Origin of the sequence: Pseudomonas peli (assembly GCF_900099645.1) — a bacterium.
Lineage (GTDB): Bacteria > Pseudomonadota > Gammaproteobacteria > Pseudomonadales > Pseudomonadaceae > Aquipseudomonas > Aquipseudomonas peli.
The window spans coordinates 1-15,519 of record NZ_FMTL01000013.1; the positions used below are offsets into that span (position 1 = coordinate 1).

General features: G+C 55.9%; 13 protein-coding genes and 1 tRNA gene. All 14 read left to right on the forward strand.

Annotated features, from left to right (window positions below):
• On the forward strand, positions 1–95 hold a 95-nt coding region (locus BLO50_RS21285), incomplete at its 5' end, for an EF-Tu C-terminal domain-related protein (protein WP_482211622.1).
• Positions 96–149: 54 nt separating this feature from the next.
• A tRNA-Trp gene (locus BLO50_RS21290) sits at positions 150–225 on the forward strand.
• A gap of 43 nt (positions 226–268) precedes the next feature.
• Positions 269–637 carry a preprotein translocase subunit SecE gene (secE, locus tag BLO50_RS21295; protein WP_090256277.1) on the forward strand — a complete coding sequence of 123 codons (369 nt, stop codon included), beginning with the start codon at positions 269–271 and terminating at the stop codon, positions 635–637.
• 9 nt (positions 638–646) lie between these two features.
• Positions 647–1,180 carry a transcription termination/antitermination protein NusG gene (gene nusG / locus BLO50_RS21300; protein WP_090256278.1) on the forward strand — a complete coding sequence of 178 codons (534 nt, stop codon included), beginning with the start codon at positions 647–649 and terminating at the stop codon, positions 1,178–1,180.
• 116 nt (positions 1,181–1,296) lie between these two features.
• Positions 1,297–1,728: a 50S ribosomal protein L11 gene (gene rplK, locus BLO50_RS21305; RefSeq protein ID WP_069522401.1), complete on the forward strand. Its 432-nt coding sequence runs from the start codon at positions 1,297–1,299 to the stop codon at positions 1,726–1,728.
• The gene (rplA, locus tag BLO50_RS21310; RefSeq protein ID WP_090256279.1) at positions 1,728–2,423 is read left to right on the forward strand and encodes a 50S ribosomal protein L1; all 696 of its coding nucleotides are present in this window, start codon (positions 1,728–1,730) and stop codon (positions 2,421–2,423) included. The genes rplK and rplA overlap by 1 nt, the downstream gene beginning before the upstream one ends.
• Before the next feature lie 200 nt (positions 2,424–2,623).
• Positions 2,624–3,124 carry a 50S ribosomal protein L10 gene (gene rplJ, locus BLO50_RS21315; RefSeq protein WP_069522397.1) on the forward strand — a complete coding sequence of 167 codons (501 nt, stop codon included), beginning with the start codon at positions 2,624–2,626 and terminating at the stop codon, positions 3,122–3,124.
• Positions 3,125–3,202: 78 nt separating this feature from the next.
• Positions 3,203–3,568 carry a 50S ribosomal protein L7/L12 gene (rplL, locus tag BLO50_RS21320; RefSeq protein WP_090256280.1) on the forward strand — a complete coding sequence of 122 codons (366 nt, stop codon included), beginning with the start codon at positions 3,203–3,205 and terminating at the stop codon, positions 3,566–3,568.
• Positions 3,569–3,787: 219 nt separating this feature from the next.
• Positions 3,788–7,861, forward strand: coding sequence for a DNA-directed RNA polymerase subunit beta (gene rpoB, locus BLO50_RS21325; protein WP_090256281.1), 4,074 nt, complete (start codon positions 3,788–3,790; stop codon positions 7,859–7,861).
• 64 nt (positions 7,862–7,925) lie between these two features.
• Complete coding sequence (rpoC, locus tag BLO50_RS21330) at positions 7,926–12,125, forward strand: DNA-directed RNA polymerase subunit beta' (protein WP_090256282.1); 4,200 nt, start codon at positions 7,926–7,928, stop codon at positions 12,123–12,125.
• A gap of 151 nt (positions 12,126–12,276) precedes the next feature.
• Positions 12,277–12,648: a 30S ribosomal protein S12 gene (gene rpsL / locus BLO50_RS21335; RefSeq protein ID WP_003463319.1), complete on the forward strand. Its 372-nt coding sequence runs from the start codon at positions 12,277–12,279 to the stop codon at positions 12,646–12,648.
• A 108-nt stretch (positions 12,649–12,756) separates the two neighbouring features.
• Positions 12,757–13,227, forward strand: a complete 471-nt coding sequence (rpsG, locus tag BLO50_RS21340; RefSeq protein WP_010490886.1) for a 30S ribosomal protein S7 — start codon at positions 12,757–12,759, stop codon at positions 13,225–13,227.
• Between the two features lie 30 nt (positions 13,228–13,257).
• Positions 13,258–15,363 (forward strand): elongation factor G, encoded by a 2,106-nt coding sequence (gene fusA / locus BLO50_RS21345; RefSeq protein WP_090256283.1) that lies wholly within the window; start codon positions 13,258–13,260, stop codon positions 15,361–15,363.
• Positions 15,364–15,394: 31 nt separating this feature from the next.
• Positions 15,395–15,519 (forward strand): GTP-binding protein (locus tag BLO50_RS21350; RefSeq protein WP_007925961.1); only part of this gene is annotated, 125 nt, incomplete at its 3' end.

Sequence of the window (15,519 nt, forward strand, 5' to 3'; positions counted from 1 at the left end):
TCAAGACCATCGCAATGGAAGAAGGTCTGCGTTTCGCTATTCGTGAAGGCGGTCGTACCGTCGGCGCTGGCGTCGTAGCCAAGATCATCGCGTAATCGATTGATCTGTTTTGATCGGGCCGGCATAATGGTCGGCCTGATTCAGTTTTTAGGTCAGTAGCTCAATTGGCAGAGCGACGGTCTCCAAAACCGTAGGTTGGGGGTTCGATTCCCTCCTGACCTGCCATTTTCCCTAGAATTTGGCGCGTCTTTTTACAGGATATTAGTAGATGAATGTTAAGGCTGAAGCCAAAGACTCTCGCTTCGATCTGCTTAAGTGGCTCGTAGTTGCTGCTCTGGTAATCGCAGGCGTAGTCGGTAATCAGTATTTCTCTGCTGAGCCTATTCTGTATCGCGTTCTGGCCTTGCTTGTTGTTGCCGCATTGGCTGGCGTGATTGCCCTGCAAACCTCAAAAGGTCAGGCCTTTTGGGTGTTGGCAAAAGAAGCTCGCGTTGAAATTCGCAAGGTCGTTTGGCCAACTCGCCAGGAAACCACGCAGACAACTTTGATCGTTGTGGCTGTTGTTTTGGTTATGGCGCTTTTGTTGTGGGGTTTAGATTCCCTGCTTGGTTGGCTTGTTTCGTTGATTGTCGGCTAAGGGTGTCCCGTGGCTAAGCGTTGGTACGTTGTGCATGCTTACTCGGGTTACGAGAAGCATGTTATGCGCTCGTTAGTAGAGCGTGTGAAGCTCGCTGGTATGGAAGACGTTTTTGGCGAGATTCTGGTCCCCACTGAAGAAGTTGTGGAGATGCGGAACGGTCAGAAGCGCAAGAGTGAGCGTAAGTTCTTCCCAGGTTATGTCCTGGTGCAGATGGAGATGAGCGAGGCTACTTGGCATTTGATCAAGAACACCCCGCGCGTCATGGGCTTCATCGGTGGTACTGCAGATAAGCCTGCGCCGATCACTGAAAAAGAAGCTGATGCCATTCTGCGTCGTGTTGCCGATAGTGGCGACAAGCCGAAGCCGAAAACATTGTTCGAGCCGGGTGAAATGGTGCGTGTGACTGATGGTCCGTTTGCTGATTTCAGCGGTGTTGTTGAAGAAGTTAATTACGAGAAGAGCCGCATCCAGGTGGCAGTGACTATTTTTGGTCGCTCTACACCGGTCGAGCTGGAGTTCAGTCAGGTCGAAAAGGCATAACTGACACAAGCATCCCTTACCCCGCAGCCATAGGCTGCGGGGTTTTGTCGTCACTGGGATAAATAGGCAATAGCTGGGGAGCCGAAAGGCGCTAGAACCCAAAACTGGAGTAGCTCATGGCTAAGAAAATTACGGCTTATATCAAGCTGCAAGTAAAGGCTGCACAAGCCAACCCGTCGCCACCTGTCGGCCCAGCTCTGGGTCAGCACGGCGTGAACATCATGGAATTCTGCAAGGCGTTCAACGCCCGTACCCAGGGCATGGAACCTGGTCTGCCGACTCCAGTGATCATCACTGTTTATAGCGACCGTAGCTTCACCTTTGAAACCAAAAGCACCCCTGCTTCGGTTCTGCTGAAGAAAGCTGCTGGCCTGACCAGCGGTTCGGCTCGTCCGAACACCGTTAAGGTTGGCACCGTGACTCGTGCTCAGCTGGAAGAGATCGCCAAAACCAAACAGGCTGATCTGACTGCTGCTGATATGGATGCAGCTGTGCGTACTATCGCCGGCTCCGCTCGTAGCATGGGCCTCAACGTGGAGGGTGTGTAATGGCTAAGTTGACCAAGCGTCAAAAGGCAATCGCTGAGAAAGTTGAAGCTGGTAAGGCTTACAACTTTGTTGAAGCGGCCGCTCTGCTGGCTGAACTGTCTGCAGTTAAGTTCTCTGAGTCGGTAGATATCGCCGTCAACCTCGGTGTTGATCCGCGTAAATCCGACCAGGTTGTACGTGGCGCCACCGTTCTGCCGAACGGCTCGGGCAAAAGCGTTCGCGTTGCCGTGTTCACCCAGGGTCCAGCTGCTGAAGCTGCTCTGGCTGCCGGCGCTGATCGCGTAGGTATGGACGATCTGGCTGCCGAAATGAAAGGCGGCGACCTGAACTATGACGTAGTAATTGCTTCCCCGGATGCAATGCGCGTTGTGGGTCAGCTCGGCCAAGTGCTCGGCCCGCGCGGTCTGATGCCTAACCCGAAAGTCGGCACCGTTACCCCTGACGTGGCTACCGCGGTGAAGAATGCCAAAGCTGGTCAAGTGCGTTTCCGTACTGACAAGAACGGCATCATTCACGGTTCCGTCGGCAAGGTTGGTTTTGACGCCGAGAAGCTGAAGCAGAACGTTGAAGCGCTGATTTCCGACCTCAAGCGTCTGAAGCCATCGACTTCGAAAGGTGTTTACGTCAAGCGCGTAACCCTGAGCACTACCATGGGTCCTGGTTTGGTGATCGACCAAGGCTCGCTCGACGCGTAATACATAGAGACAGTGCGAGTAATTGCGCTGTCTCGAATCTTTGGGGTCCCTGCTTTGCGGGGGCTATCCAAGACCGTAGGTGGCGCAAGCCTTAAATTAACAGCCTACGCAGATGGTGCTCCCGGTTCCTTACCGAATCAGACACCAAAACGACATCCGGCTTCGGCCAGATGAAACGGTAACAAGCAGGAGTTTTACCCGTGGCAATTAAACTCGAAGACAAGAAGGCCATCGTCGCTGAAGTCAACGAGGCTGCCAAAGTAGCCCTGTCCGCTGTCGTGGCTGATGCCCGTGGTGTGACTGTAGGCGCTATGACCGGACTCCGTAAAGAGGCCCGCGAAGCTGGCGTATACGTACGTGTTGTACGTAATACCCTGCTCAAGCGCGCTGTTGAAGGCACCGAGTATTCGGTCCTCAACGACGTGTTCAAAGGCCCGACCCTGATTGCATTCTCCAAGGAACATCCGGGCGCTGCTGCTCGTATTTTCAAAGAGTTCGCCAAGGGTCAGGATAAGTTCGAGATCAAGGCAGCTGCGTTTGAAGGCAAGTTCCTCGCAGCAAACGAGATCGACGTGTTGGCTTCGCTGCCAACTCGCGACGAAGCTATTGCGAAGCTGATGAGCGTGATCCAAGGCGCTACCAGCAAGCTGGCTCGTACTCTGGCGGCCATTCGCGACCAGAAAGAAGCTACCGCTGCCTAAGGCATCGCAAGCTCTTTCAAAATCATATGTTTAATTTGATGGCTGCGTAGGCTGTCACCCCAATACAGGATTTAAGTCATGTCTCTGACTAACGAACAAATCATCGAAGCAATTGGCCAGAAAACTGTTCTGGAGGTTGTTGAACTGATCAAAGCAATGGAAGAAACCTTCGGCGTTACCGCTGCTGTTGCTGCTGCTGGTCCAGCTGCTGCTGCCGCTGTTGTTGAAGAGCAAACCGAATTCAACGTGATGTTGGTTGAAGCCGGCGAGAAGAAAGTAAACGTGATCAAGGCAGTTCGTGAACTGACCGGTCTGGGCCTGAAAGAAGCCAAGGCTGTAGTTGACGGCGCTCCTGCCATGGTTCTGGAAGCTGTTGCGAAAGACGCAGCTGACAAAGCCAAAGCTGCTTTGGAAGAAGCTGGCGCCAAAGTCGAGCTCAAGTAAGCGACGACCTTGCGTCTACAGCCCAAGCGTTAAGCGAAAGGCTGATGGCTGGTGGCTTTTGCCACCGGCCTTTTTCCGTTCTAGGTCGGCGAATCGTTCGCTGCTCTAGAGCGTGAAATACCCACCCGATGAGGTGGCGCAAACCTCGGGTTTGCAAGAGTTTCTGGCAACTCCCGTCGGAGGGGCCAAATAAGCAGGTGACCAAGCTGGGGAACGCTGATGGCTTACTCATATACTGAGAAAAAACGTATCCGCAAGGACTTTAGCAAGTTGCCGGATGTCATGGATGTGCCTTATCTCCTGGCCATCCAGCTGGATTCGTATCGCGAATTCCTGCAGGCAGGGGCGACCAAGGACCAGTTCCGCGACATTGGCCTGCATGCGGCCTTCAAGTCTGTTTTCCCGATTATCAGCTACTCCGGCAATGCTGCTCTGGAGTACGTCGGTTATCGCTTGGGCGAGCCGGCTTTTGATGTCAAGGAATGTACGCTGCGCGGCGTAACCTATGCCGTACCGCTGCGGGTAAAAGTCCGTCTGATCATTTTCGACAAAGAATCGTCGAACAAAGCGATCAAGGACATCAAAGAGCAAGAAGTGTACATGGGCGAAATTCCGCTCATGACCGAGAACGGTACCTTCGTTATCAACGGTACCGAGCGTGTGATTGTTTCCCAGCTGCACCGCTCCCCAGGCGTGTTCTTTGACCACGACCGTGGCAAGACGCACAGCTCGGGCAAGCTGCTGTACTCGGCGCGCATCATTCCTTACCGCGGCTCCTGGCTGGACTTCGAGTTCGATCCTAAAGACGCCGTGTTCGTGCGTATCGACCGTCGTCGCAAACTGCCGGCTTCTGTGCTCCTGCGCGCGCTGGGCTACAGCACTGAAGAAGTGCTGGACGCTTTCTATGCGACCAACGTTTTCCACGTTAAGGGCGAGTCCCTCAACCTGGAGCTGGTTCCGCAGCGTCTGCGCGGTGAAATTGCCGTCCTCGATATCCTCGATGACAAGGGCAAGGTCATCGTTGAGCAAGGCCGTCGGATTACCGCGCGCCATATCAACCAGCTGGACAAAGCCGGCATCAAAGAGCTGGAAGTGCCGATCGACTACCTGATCGGTCGCACCTCGGCCAAGGCCATCGTGCACCCGGCTACCGGCGAAATCATCGCTGAGTGCAACACCGAGCTGAACGTTGAGATCCTGGCCAAAGTGGTCAAGGCTCAGGTCGTACGCATCGAAACGTTGTACACCAACGACATCGATTGCGGTCCGTTTATCTCCGATACCCTGAAGATCGACAGCACCACCAATCAGTTGGAAGCGCTGGTCGAGATCTACCGCATGATGCGTCCTGGCGAGCCGCCAACCAAGGATGCTGCCGAGACTCTGTTCAACAATCTGTTCTTCAGCGCCGAGCGTTACGATCTGTCGGCCGTGGGCCGGATGAAGTTCAACCGTCGTATCGGTCGCACCGAAATCGAAGGTTCGGGCGTGCTGAGCAAGGAAGATATCGTTGCGGTCCTCAAGACCCTGGTCGATATCCGTAACGGCAAAGGCATCGTCGACGACATCGACCACTTGGGTAACCGTCGTGTTCGCTGCGTAGGCGAAATGGCCGAGAACCAGTTCCGCGTTGGCCTGGTACGTGTTGAGCGTGCGGTCAAAGAGCGTCTGTCGATGGCCGAAAGCGAAGGCCTGATGCCGCAAGACCTGATTAACGCCAAGCCGGTTGCGGCAGCGGTGAAAGAGTTCTTCGGTTCCAGCCAGCTCTCGCAGTTTATGGACCAAAACAACCCGCTCTCCGAGATCACCCACAAGCGCCGTGTTTCGGCTCTTGGCCCGGGCGGTCTGACCCGTGAGCGTGCTGGCTTCGAAGTCCGTGACGTACACCCGACCCACTACGGCCGTGTGTGTCCGATCGAGACCCCTGAAGGTCCGAACATCGGTCTGATCAACTCCCTGGCAGCCTATGCGCGCACCAACCAGTACGGTTTCCTCGAGAGCCCGTACCGTGTGGTGAAAGACACCCTGGTTACCGACGAAATCGTGTTCCTGTCCGCCATCGAAGAGGCCGATCACGTGATCGCCCAGGCTTCGGCGACCATGAACAACAAAGGTCAGCTAGTTGATGAGTTGGTGGCCGTACGTCACCTCAACGAATTCACCGTTAAAGCGCCTGAAGACGTCACATTGATGGACGTATCGCCTAAGCAGGTAGTTTCGGTTGCCGCTTCGTTGATCCCGTTCCTCGAGCACGACGACGCCAACCGTGCGTTGATGGGTTCGAACATGCAGCGTCAGGCTGTGCCAACCCTGCGCGCTGACAAGCCGCTGGTCGGTACCGGCATGGAGCGCAACGTAGCGCGCGACTCCGGCGTTTGCGTCGTGGCTCGCCGTGGCGGTGTGATCGACTCCGTCGATGCCAGCCGTGTTGTAGTTCGCGTCAATGACGACGAAGTTGAAACTGGCGAAGCCGGTGTCGACATCTACAACCTGACCAAATACACCCGCTCCAACCAGAACACCTGCATCAACCAGCGTCCGCTGGTGAGCAAAGGTGACAAGGTTGAGCGCAGCGACATCCTGGCCGACGGCCCGTCCACCGATATGGGTGAACTGGCTCTGGGTCAGAACATGCGCGTCGCGTTCATGCCGTGGAACGGCTACAACTTCGAAGACTCCATCTGCCTCTCCGAGCGCGTGGTGCAAGAAGATCGTTTCACCACCATCCACATTCAGGAACTGACCTGTGTGGCACGTGACACCAAGCTCGGCTCGGAAGAAATCACGTCCGATATCCCGAACGTCGGTGAATCTGCGCTGAACAAGCTGGACGAAGCAGGCATCGTGTATGTCGGCGCTGAAGTGGGCCCAGGTGACATTCTGGTCGGCAAGGTCACGCCAAAAGGCGAAACCCAACTGACTCCGGAAGAGAAACTGCTGCGTGCGATCTTCGGTGAGAAGGCGTCTGACGTTAAAGACACTTCCCTGCGTGTGCCAACTGGCACCAAAGGTACCGTTATCGACGTGCAGGTCTTCACCCGCGACGGCGTTGAGCGTGATGCTCGTGCTCTGTCGATCGAGAAGAGCCAGCTCGACGAGATCCGTAAGGATCTGAACGAAGAGTTCCGCATCGTTGAAGGTGCAACCTTCGAGCGTCTGCGTTCCGCTCTGGTAGGCAAGAAAGCCGAAGGTGGCGCTGGCCTGAAGAAGGGTGCAGAAGTCACCGACGAGTTCCTCGACGGCCTCGAGCGCGGCCAGTGGTTCAAACTGCGCATGGCTGACGATGCCCTGAACGAGCAGTTGGAAAAGGCCCAGGCCTACATCTCCGACCGCCGTCAGCTGCTCGACGACAAGTTCGAAGACAAGAAACGCAAGCTGCAGCAGGGCGATGACCTGGCTCCAGGCGTGCTGAAGATCGTCAAGGTCTACCTGGCAATCCGTCGCCGCATCCAGCCGGGCGACAAGATGGCCGGTCGTCACGGTAACAAGGGTGTGGTCTCTGTGATCATGCCGGTTGAAGACATGCCGCACGACATCCACGGTACGCCGGTGGACATCGTACTGAACCCGCTGGGCGTACCGTCGCGTATGAACGTCGGTCAGATCCTTGAAACCCACCTGGGCCTCGCGGCCAAAGGTCTGGGCGAGAAGATCAACCGCATGCTCGAAGAGCAACGTAAGGTCGCTGAGCTGCGTAAGTTCATGCAGCAGATCTACAACGAGATCGGCGGTCGTCAGGAAAGCCTGGATGAGCTGAGCGATCAGGAAATCCTTCGCTTGGCGCACAACCTCAAAGGTGGTGTGCCAATGGCCACCCCGGTGTTCGACGGTGCCAAGGAAAGCGAAATCAAGGCCATGCTGAAACTGGCAGACCTGCCAGAAAGCGGCCAGATGCGCCTGATCGACGGTCGTACGGGTAACCAGTTCGAGCGTCCGACCACCGTTGGCTACATGTACATGCTGAAACTGAACCACCTGGTGGACGACAAGATGCACGCGCGTTCCACGGGTTCCTACAGCCTGGTTACTCAGCAGCCGCTGGGTGGTAAGGCGCAGTTCGGTGGTCAGCGCTTCGGTGAGATGGAGGTCTGGGCACTGGAAGCTTATGGCGCCGCCTACACCCTGCAGGAAATGCTGACCGTGAAGTCGGACGACGTGAACGGCCGTACCAAGATGTACAAAAACATCGTGGACGGTGATCACCGTATGGAGCCGGGCATGCCCGAGTCCTTCAACGTACTGATCAAAGAGATCCGTTCGCTGGGTATCGACATCGATCTGGAAACCGAATAACACGTGACGCGAATCGAGAGCGGGGCACCACAGCCCGCTCTCTGCTCCGCCAGGAGGAAAGGCCTTGAAAGACCTACTGAATTTGCTGAAAAACCAGGGTCAAGTCGAAGAGTTCGATGCTATTCGCATCGGCCTTGCTTCGCCTGAGATGATCCGTTCGTGGTCGTTCGGTGAAGTTAAAAAGCCGGAAACTATCAACTACCGTACGTTCAAGCCTGAGCGTGACGGCCTGTTCTGCGCCAAAATCTTTGGCCCGGTAAAGGATTACGAGTGCCTGTGCGGTAAGTACAAGCGCTTGAAGCATCGCGGCGTGATCTGCGAGAAGTGCGGCGTTGAAGTTGCACTGGCCAAGGTTCGTCGTGAGCGCATGGCGCACATCGAACTGGCTTCGCCGGTTGCCCACATCTGGTTCTTGAAATCGCTGCCAAGCCGTATCGGTTTGCTGATGGACATGACCCTGCGTGATATCGAACGCGTTCTCTACTTCGAGAGCTATGTCGTTATCGACCCAGGCATGACCACCCTTGAAAAAGGCCAGCTGCTGAACGACGAGCAGTACTTCGAAGCCCTCGAAGAGTTCGGTGATGACTTCGACGCCCGCATGGGTGCTGAAGCCGTTCGCGAACTGCTGCACGCGATCGACCTGGAGCACGAGATTGGCCGTCTGCGCGAAGAAATTCCGCAAACCAACTCGGAAACCAAGATCAAGAAGCTGTCCAAGCGTCTGAAACTGATGGAAGCTTTCCTCGGTTCGGGCAACCTGCCTGAGTGGATGGTGTTGACCGTTCTGCCGGTTCTGCCGCCAGATCTGCGTCCGCTGGTTCCGCTCGACGGTGGCCGTTTCGCGACTTCGGATCTCAACGATCTGTATCGCCGCGTAATCAACCGTAACAACCGCCTCAAGCGCCTGCTCGATCTGTCCGCACCGGACATCATCGTGCGCAACGAAAAGCGCATGCTGCAGGAAGCGGTCGACGCCCTGCTCGACAACGGTCGTCGCGGTCGCGCCATCACTGGCTCGAACAAGCGTCCGCTGAAATCCTTGGCTGACATGATCAAGGGTAAGCAAGGTCGTTTCCGTCAGAACTTGCTCGGTAAGCGTGTGGACTACTCCGGTCGTTCCGTTATTACCGTAGGCCCGACTCTGCGTCTGCATCAGTGCGGTCTGCCGAAGAAGATGGCTCTCGAGCTGTTCAAGCCGTTCATCTTCGGCAAGCTGGAAATGCGTGGTCTCGCGACCACCATCAAGGCTGCCAAGAAGATGGTCGAGCGCGAGCTGCCAGAGGTTTGGGACGTTCTCGCTGAAGTGATTCGCGAACACCCCGTGCTGCTCAACCGTGCACCAACCCTTCACCGTCTGGGCATCCAGGCGTTTGAACCGGTTCTGATCGAAGGTAAAGCGATTCAGCTGCACCCGTTGGTCTGCGCCGCGTACAACGCCGACTTCGACGGTGACCAGATGGCCGTGCACGTTCCGCTGACGCTGGAAGCTCAGCTCGAAGCGCGCGCACTGATGATGTCGACCAACAACATCCTGTCGCCTGCCAACGGTGAGCCAATCATCGTTCCTTCGCAGGACGTGGTACTGGGTCTGTATTACATGACCCGCGAAGCGATCAACGCCAAGGGCGAAGGCCGCGTATTCGCTGACCTGCAGGAAGTTGACCGAGTTTTCCGTGGTGGCGAAGCCTCGCTGCATGCTCGCGTAAAAGTGCGCATCAACGAAGTGATCAAAGACCGCGACGGCACCATCACCAAGAACACCCGTATCGTCGACACCACTGTCGGCCGTGCGTTGCTGTTCCAGATCGTGCCGGATGGCCTGTCGTATGACGTGGTCAACCAGTCGATGAAGAAGAAGGCGATCTCCAAGCTGATCAACCAGTGCTACCGCACCGTTGGCTTGAAAGACACCGTGATCTTCGCTGACCAGCTGATGTACACCGGTTTCGCTTACTCGACCATCTCTGGTGTGTCGATCGGCGTGAACGACTTCGTTATCCCGGATGAGAAGGCGCGCATCATTGACGCCGCCACCGAGGAAGTTAAAGAGATCGAATCGCAGTACGCCTCCGGCCTGGTAACCCAGGGCGAGAAGTACAACAAGGTGATCGACCTCTGGTCCAAGGCTAACGATGAAGTGTCTAAAGCGATGATGGCCAACCTCTCGAAAGAGAAAGTGGTTGATCGCGAAGGCAAAACCGTTGAACAAGAGTCGTTCAACTCGATGTACATGATGGCCGACTCCGGTGCGCGGGGTTCTGCTGCGCAGATCCGTCAGCTAGCTGGTATGCGTGGTCTGATGGCTAAGCCAGACGGTTCGATCATCGAAACGCCGATCACTGCGAACTTCCGCGAAGGTCTGTCGGTTCTGCAGTACTTCATCTCGACGCACGGTGCTCGTAAGGGTCTTGCGGATACCGCGTTGAAAACTGCTAACTCCGGTTACCTGACTCGTCGCCTGGTAGACGTTGCCCAGGATCTGGTCGTTACCGCAATCGATTGCGGCACAGAGCATGGCCTGCTGATGACGCCGCACATTGAAGGCGGTGACGTAGTTGAGCCGCTGGGTGAGCGCGTACTGGGTCGAGTGATCGCTCGTGACGTGTTCAAGCCTGGCACCGAGGAGCTTCTGGTTCCGGCAGGTACCTTGGTTGACGAGCAGTGGGTTGAATTCATCGAGCTGAACAGCATCGACGAAGTGATCGTACGTTCGCCGATTAGCTGTGAAACCCGCTACGGGATCTGCGCCAAGTGCTACGGTCGCGACCTGGCCCGTGGTCACCAGATCAACATCGGTGAAGCAGTCGGCGTTATCGCTGCTCAGTCGATCGGTGAGCCGGGTACCCAGCTGACCATGCGTACGTTCCACATCGGTGGTGCGGCTAGCCGGACCTCGGCTGCTGACAGCGTCCAGGTGAAGAATGGCGGTGCGATTCGTCTGCACAACCTGAAGCACGTTGAGCGTCTTGACGGCAACCTGGTAGCGGTGTCCCGTTCCGGTGAGCTGGCGATTGCTGATGAGTTCGGTCGTGAGCGCGAGCGCTACAAGCTGCCGTACGGTGCTGTGATTTCCGTGAAGGAAGGTGACAAGGTCGACGCTGGCGCCATCGTCGCCAAGTGGGACCCGCACACCCACCCGATCGTTACCGAAATGAAAGGTACCGTGACCTACGTGGGCATGGAAGAAGGCATCACCATCAAGCGTCAGACGGACGAATTGACTGGTTTGACCAATATCGAAGTCCTTGATCCGAAAGATCGTCCGGCTGCCGGCAAGGACATCCGTCCTGCGGTGAAGATGGTTGGCGAAGATGGTAAGGATCTGCTGCTGCCAGGTACCGATGTACTGGCTCAGTACTTCCTGCCGGCCAACGCCCTGGTGGGTGTGGCGAACGGTGCGCAGATCGCGATCGGTGATGTTATCGCTCGTATTCCGCAAGAAACTTCGAAGACCCGTGACATCACCGGTGGTCTGCCGCGCGTTGCCGACTTGTTCGAAGCGCGTCGTCCGAAAGAAGCTTCGATTCTGGCGGAAATCAGCGGCACCATCGCGTTCGGTAAAGAGACCAAAGGCAAACGCCGTCTGGTTATTACCCCGAACGACGGTAGCGATCCGTATGAGGAGCTGATTCCGAAGTGGCGTCACCTGAACGTGTTCGAGGGTGAGCAGGTCAACAAGGGTGAAGTCATCTCCGACGGTCCTAGCGACCCGCACGATATCCTGCGTTTGCTGGGTGTCAGTGCGTTGGCCAAGTACATCGTTAACGAGATTCAGGACGTTTACCGCCTGCAGGGCGTGAAGATCAACGACAAGCACATCGAAACCATCCTGCGTCAGATGTTGCGCAAGGTTGAAGTGGCTGAGTCGGGCGATTCCTCCTTCATCAAGGGCGATCAGATGGAGTTGACCGCGGTACTGGGTGAAAACGAGCGTCTGGCTGCAGAAGACAAGTTCGTTGCCAAGTACACCCGCGTTCTGCTGGGTATCACCAAGGCGTCGTTGTCCACCGAGTCGTTCATCTCGGCGGCTTCTTTCCAGGAAACCACTCGCGTTCTTACCGAGGCGGCGGTTACTGGCAAGCGCGACTACCTGCGTGGTCTGAAAGAAAACGTGGTTGTGGGTCGTCTGATCCCAGCCGGTACCGGTCTGGCGTATCACAGCGAGCGTAAACGTAAGCGTGATGCGGCTCAGCCGGTACGTGTCAGCGCCAGTGAAGTGGAAGCCGCACTGACCGAAGCGCTGAACTCCAGCAGCAATTAAGTTCAAAGCCCCGCTAGTTCGCTAGCGGGGCTTTGTCTTGACTGGGGCGGTGAGTCTCTTTAGACTCATGCACCCCTAAATTTGGCAGGGCACGTGCTCTGCCATTTTGTTTGTAGGGCAATAGCGTCGCAAGACAACAGTGGAGCTTAAGATGGCAACTATCAACCAGCTGGTACGTCAGCCGCGTAAGCGTATCGTCGAGAAATCCGACGTGCCTGCGCTGCAGAACTGCCCGCAGCGTCGTGGTGTGTGCACTCGCGTGTATACCACTACGCCGAAAAAACCTAACTCGGCACTGCGTAAAGTATGCCGTGTACGCCTGACCAACGGTTTCGAGGTTTCCTCGTACATCGGCGGTGAAGGCCACAACCTGCAAGAGCACAGCGTCGTACTGATTCGCGGCGGCCGTGTAAAAGACTTGCCAGGTGTGCGTTACCACACCGTGCGCGGTTCGCTGGATACTTCCGGCGTTAAAGACCGTAAGCAGGGTCGTTCGAAGTACGGTACCAAGCGTCCGAAGTAATCGGCGTTTGTACTGAATTGCGAATTTCTAATTTTCTGAGTCGATAAGAGTAAGGTCGGGCGCAATGCGGTCCCGAGCTAACCTGAAGACCGTTTGAGGGCTTATCACATGCCAAGACGTCGTGTAGCAGCCAAGCGCGAAGTGCTTGATGATCCAAAATACGGAAGCCAAATCCTGGCCAAGTTCATGAACCACGTGATGGAAAGCGGCAAGAAAGCCGTTGCCGAGCGTATCGTTTATGGCGCCCTGGATAAGGTTAAAGAGCGTAAGAACAGCGATCCCCTGGAAATCTTCGAGAAAGCTCTCGACGCCATCGCTCCGCTGGTCGAAGTGAAGTCGCGCCGTGTAGGCGGTGCTACTTACCAGGTTCCGGTCGAAGTTCGTCCGTCCCGTCGTAATGCTCTTGCCATGCGCTGGCTGGTAGATTTCGCCCGTAAGCGTGGCGAGAAGTCTATGGCTCTGCGTTTGGCTGGTGAGTTGCTGGATGCCGCTGAAGGCAAAGGTGCTGCAGTTAAGAAGCGTGAAGACGTGCACCGTATGGCTGAAGCCAACAAGGCTTTCTCGCACTACCGCTTCTAATTATCGCGCTTCTAAATTTGCGAGGGCTTTATGGCTCGTACTACACCGATTAACCGTTACCGTAACATCGGTATCGTGGCTCACGTGGACGCGGGTAAAACCACGACCACCGAGCGTGTGCTTTTCTATACTGGCAAAAGCCACAAGATGGGCGAGGTGCATGACGGCGCCGCGACCACAGACTGGATGGTGCAGGAGCAGGAACGTGGTATTACCATCACTTCCGCTGCTATTACCGCCTTCTGGAAAGGTTCCGAGAAGCAGTACAAAGATGAACATCGCTTCAACGTAATTGATACCCCCGGCCACGTTGACTTCACCATTGAAGTTGAGCGTTCGCTGCGTGTACTCGATGGCGCGGTCGTTGTGTTCTGCGGTACTTCGGGCGTTGAGCCTCAGTCGGAAACCGTATGGCGTCAGGCCAACAAGTACGGCGTTCCACGTCTTGTTTACGTCAACAAGATGGACCGTGCAGGTGCTGACTTCCTGCGCGTTATCGGTCAGATCAAGCAGCGTCTGGGTCACACCCCGGTGCCGATCCAGCTGGCTATCGGTGCAGAGGACAACTTCCAGGGTCAGATCGATCTGATCAACATGCAAGCTGTCTACTGGAACGATGCCGACAAAGGCATGGTTCCTGTTCGCAAGGACATTCCAGCTGAATTGCTGGAAGAAGCCGAGAAGTGGCGTGGCAACATGGTTGAGGCTGCGGCCGAAGCCAACGAAGAGCTGATGAACAAGTACCTCGAAGGTGAAGAACTCACCATCGAAGAAATTAAGGGCGCTCTGCGTCAGCGTACTATCGCTGGCGAAATCGTTCTGGCTGTTTGCGGTTCTTCCTTCAAGAACAAGGGTGTTCCCCTGGTTCTCGACGCCGTTATCGACTTCCTGCCTGCTCCTACCGACATTCCTGCTATCAAGGGTTCCAACCCAGATAACGAGGAAGAGGAAATGGAGCGTCATGCAAGTGATGACGAGCCTTTCGCGGCGCTGGCGTTCAAGATTGCTACCGACCCATTCGTGGGTACCTTGACCTTCGTCCGCGTTTACTCGGGCGTGTTGGCATCCGGCGACGGCGTGATCAACTCGGTTAAAGGTAAGAAAGAGCGCGTGGGTCGTATGGTGCAAATGCACGCAAACGCCCGCGAAGAGATCAAGGAAGTGCGCGCTGGTGACATCGCGGCCTTGATCGGCATGAAGGACGTCACCACTGGTGAGACTCTGTGCAACGCTGACAAGCCAATCATCCTGGTTCGCATGGACTTCCCGGAGCCGGTTATCTCGGTTGCCGTAGAGCCTAAGACCAAGGACGACCAGGAAAAAATGGGTATCGCACTGGGCAAGCTTGCTCAGGAAGACCCGTCTTTCCGCGTCAAAACTGATGAAGAGACTGGTCAGACGATCATCTCCGGTATGGGCGAGTTGCACCTGGACATCCTGGTCGACCGCATGCGCCGCGAGTTCAACGTCGAAGCCAACATCGGTAAGCCTCAGGTTTCTTATCGTGAGCGCATCACGAAGAGCTGTGAAATCGAAGGCAAGTTCGTTCGTCAGTCCGGTGGTCGTGGTCAGTTCGGTCACTGCTGGGTCCGCTTTGCACCTGCTGACGAAGGTCAGGAAGGTCTGCAGTTCCTGAACGAAGTCGTAGGTGGTGTGATTCCGAAGGAATACATCCCGGCGATCCAGAAGGGTATCGAAGAGCAGATGAAGAACGGCGTCGTTGCCGGTTATCCGCTGATCGGCCTGAAGGCTACCGTGTTCGATGGTTCCTACCACGACGTCGACTCCAACGAGATGGCGTTCAAGGTGGCTGCTTCCATGGCGACCAAGCAACTGGCCCAGAAGGGCGGTGGTGAGTTGCTTGAGCCGATCATGGCGGTAGAAGTTGTTACCCCAGAAGACTACATGGGTGATGTGATGGGCGACCTTAACCGTCGTCGTGGCATGATCCTGGGTATGGAAGACACGATCTCCGGCAAGGTGATTCGTGCTGAAGTTCCGCTGGGTGAGATGTTCGGTTATGCGACCGACGTCCGTTCCATGTCTCAGGGTCGCGCAAGCTACTCCATGGAATTTAAAAAATACAATACGGCTCCGTCGCACATCGTCGAGTCGGTAACCAAAAAACAAGGCTGATTCAGCCCCTTTAAGCTAGGAGTTAATTGTCGTGGCTAAAGAAAAATTTGAACGTAACAAACCGCACGTCAACGTTGGCACTATCGGTCACGTTGACCACGGTAAAACCACTCTGACCGCTGCTCTGACCCGCGTCTGCTCCGAAGTATTCGGTTC

Coding starts and splice junctions, on each gene's coding strand:
- secE (WP_090256277.1), top strand. CDS start 269: ATGAATGTTAAGGCTGAAGCCAAAGACTCTCGCTTCGATCTGCTTAAG.
- rplK (WP_069522401.1), top strand. CDS start 1,297: ATGGCTAAGAAAATTACGGCTTATATCAAGCTGCAAGTAAAGGCTGCA.
- rplA (WP_090256279.1), top strand. CDS start 1,728: ATGGCTAAGTTGACCAAGCGTCAAAAGGCAATCGCTGAGAAAGTTGAA.
- rplL (WP_090256280.1), top strand. CDS start 3,203: ATGTCTCTGACTAACGAACAAATCATCGAAGCAATTGGCCAGAAAACT.
- rpoB (WP_090256281.1), top strand. CDS start 3,788: ATGGCTTACTCATATACTGAGAAAAAACGTATCCGCAAGGACTTTAGC.
- rpsL (WP_003463319.1), top strand. CDS start 12,277: ATGGCAACTATCAACCAGCTGGTACGTCAGCCGCGTAAGCGTATCGTC.
- rpsG (WP_010490886.1), top strand. CDS start 12,757: ATGCCAAGACGTCGTGTAGCAGCCAAGCGCGAAGTGCTTGATGATCCA.
- fusA (WP_090256283.1), top strand. CDS start 13,258: ATGGCTCGTACTACACCGATTAACCGTTACCGTAACATCGGTATCGTG.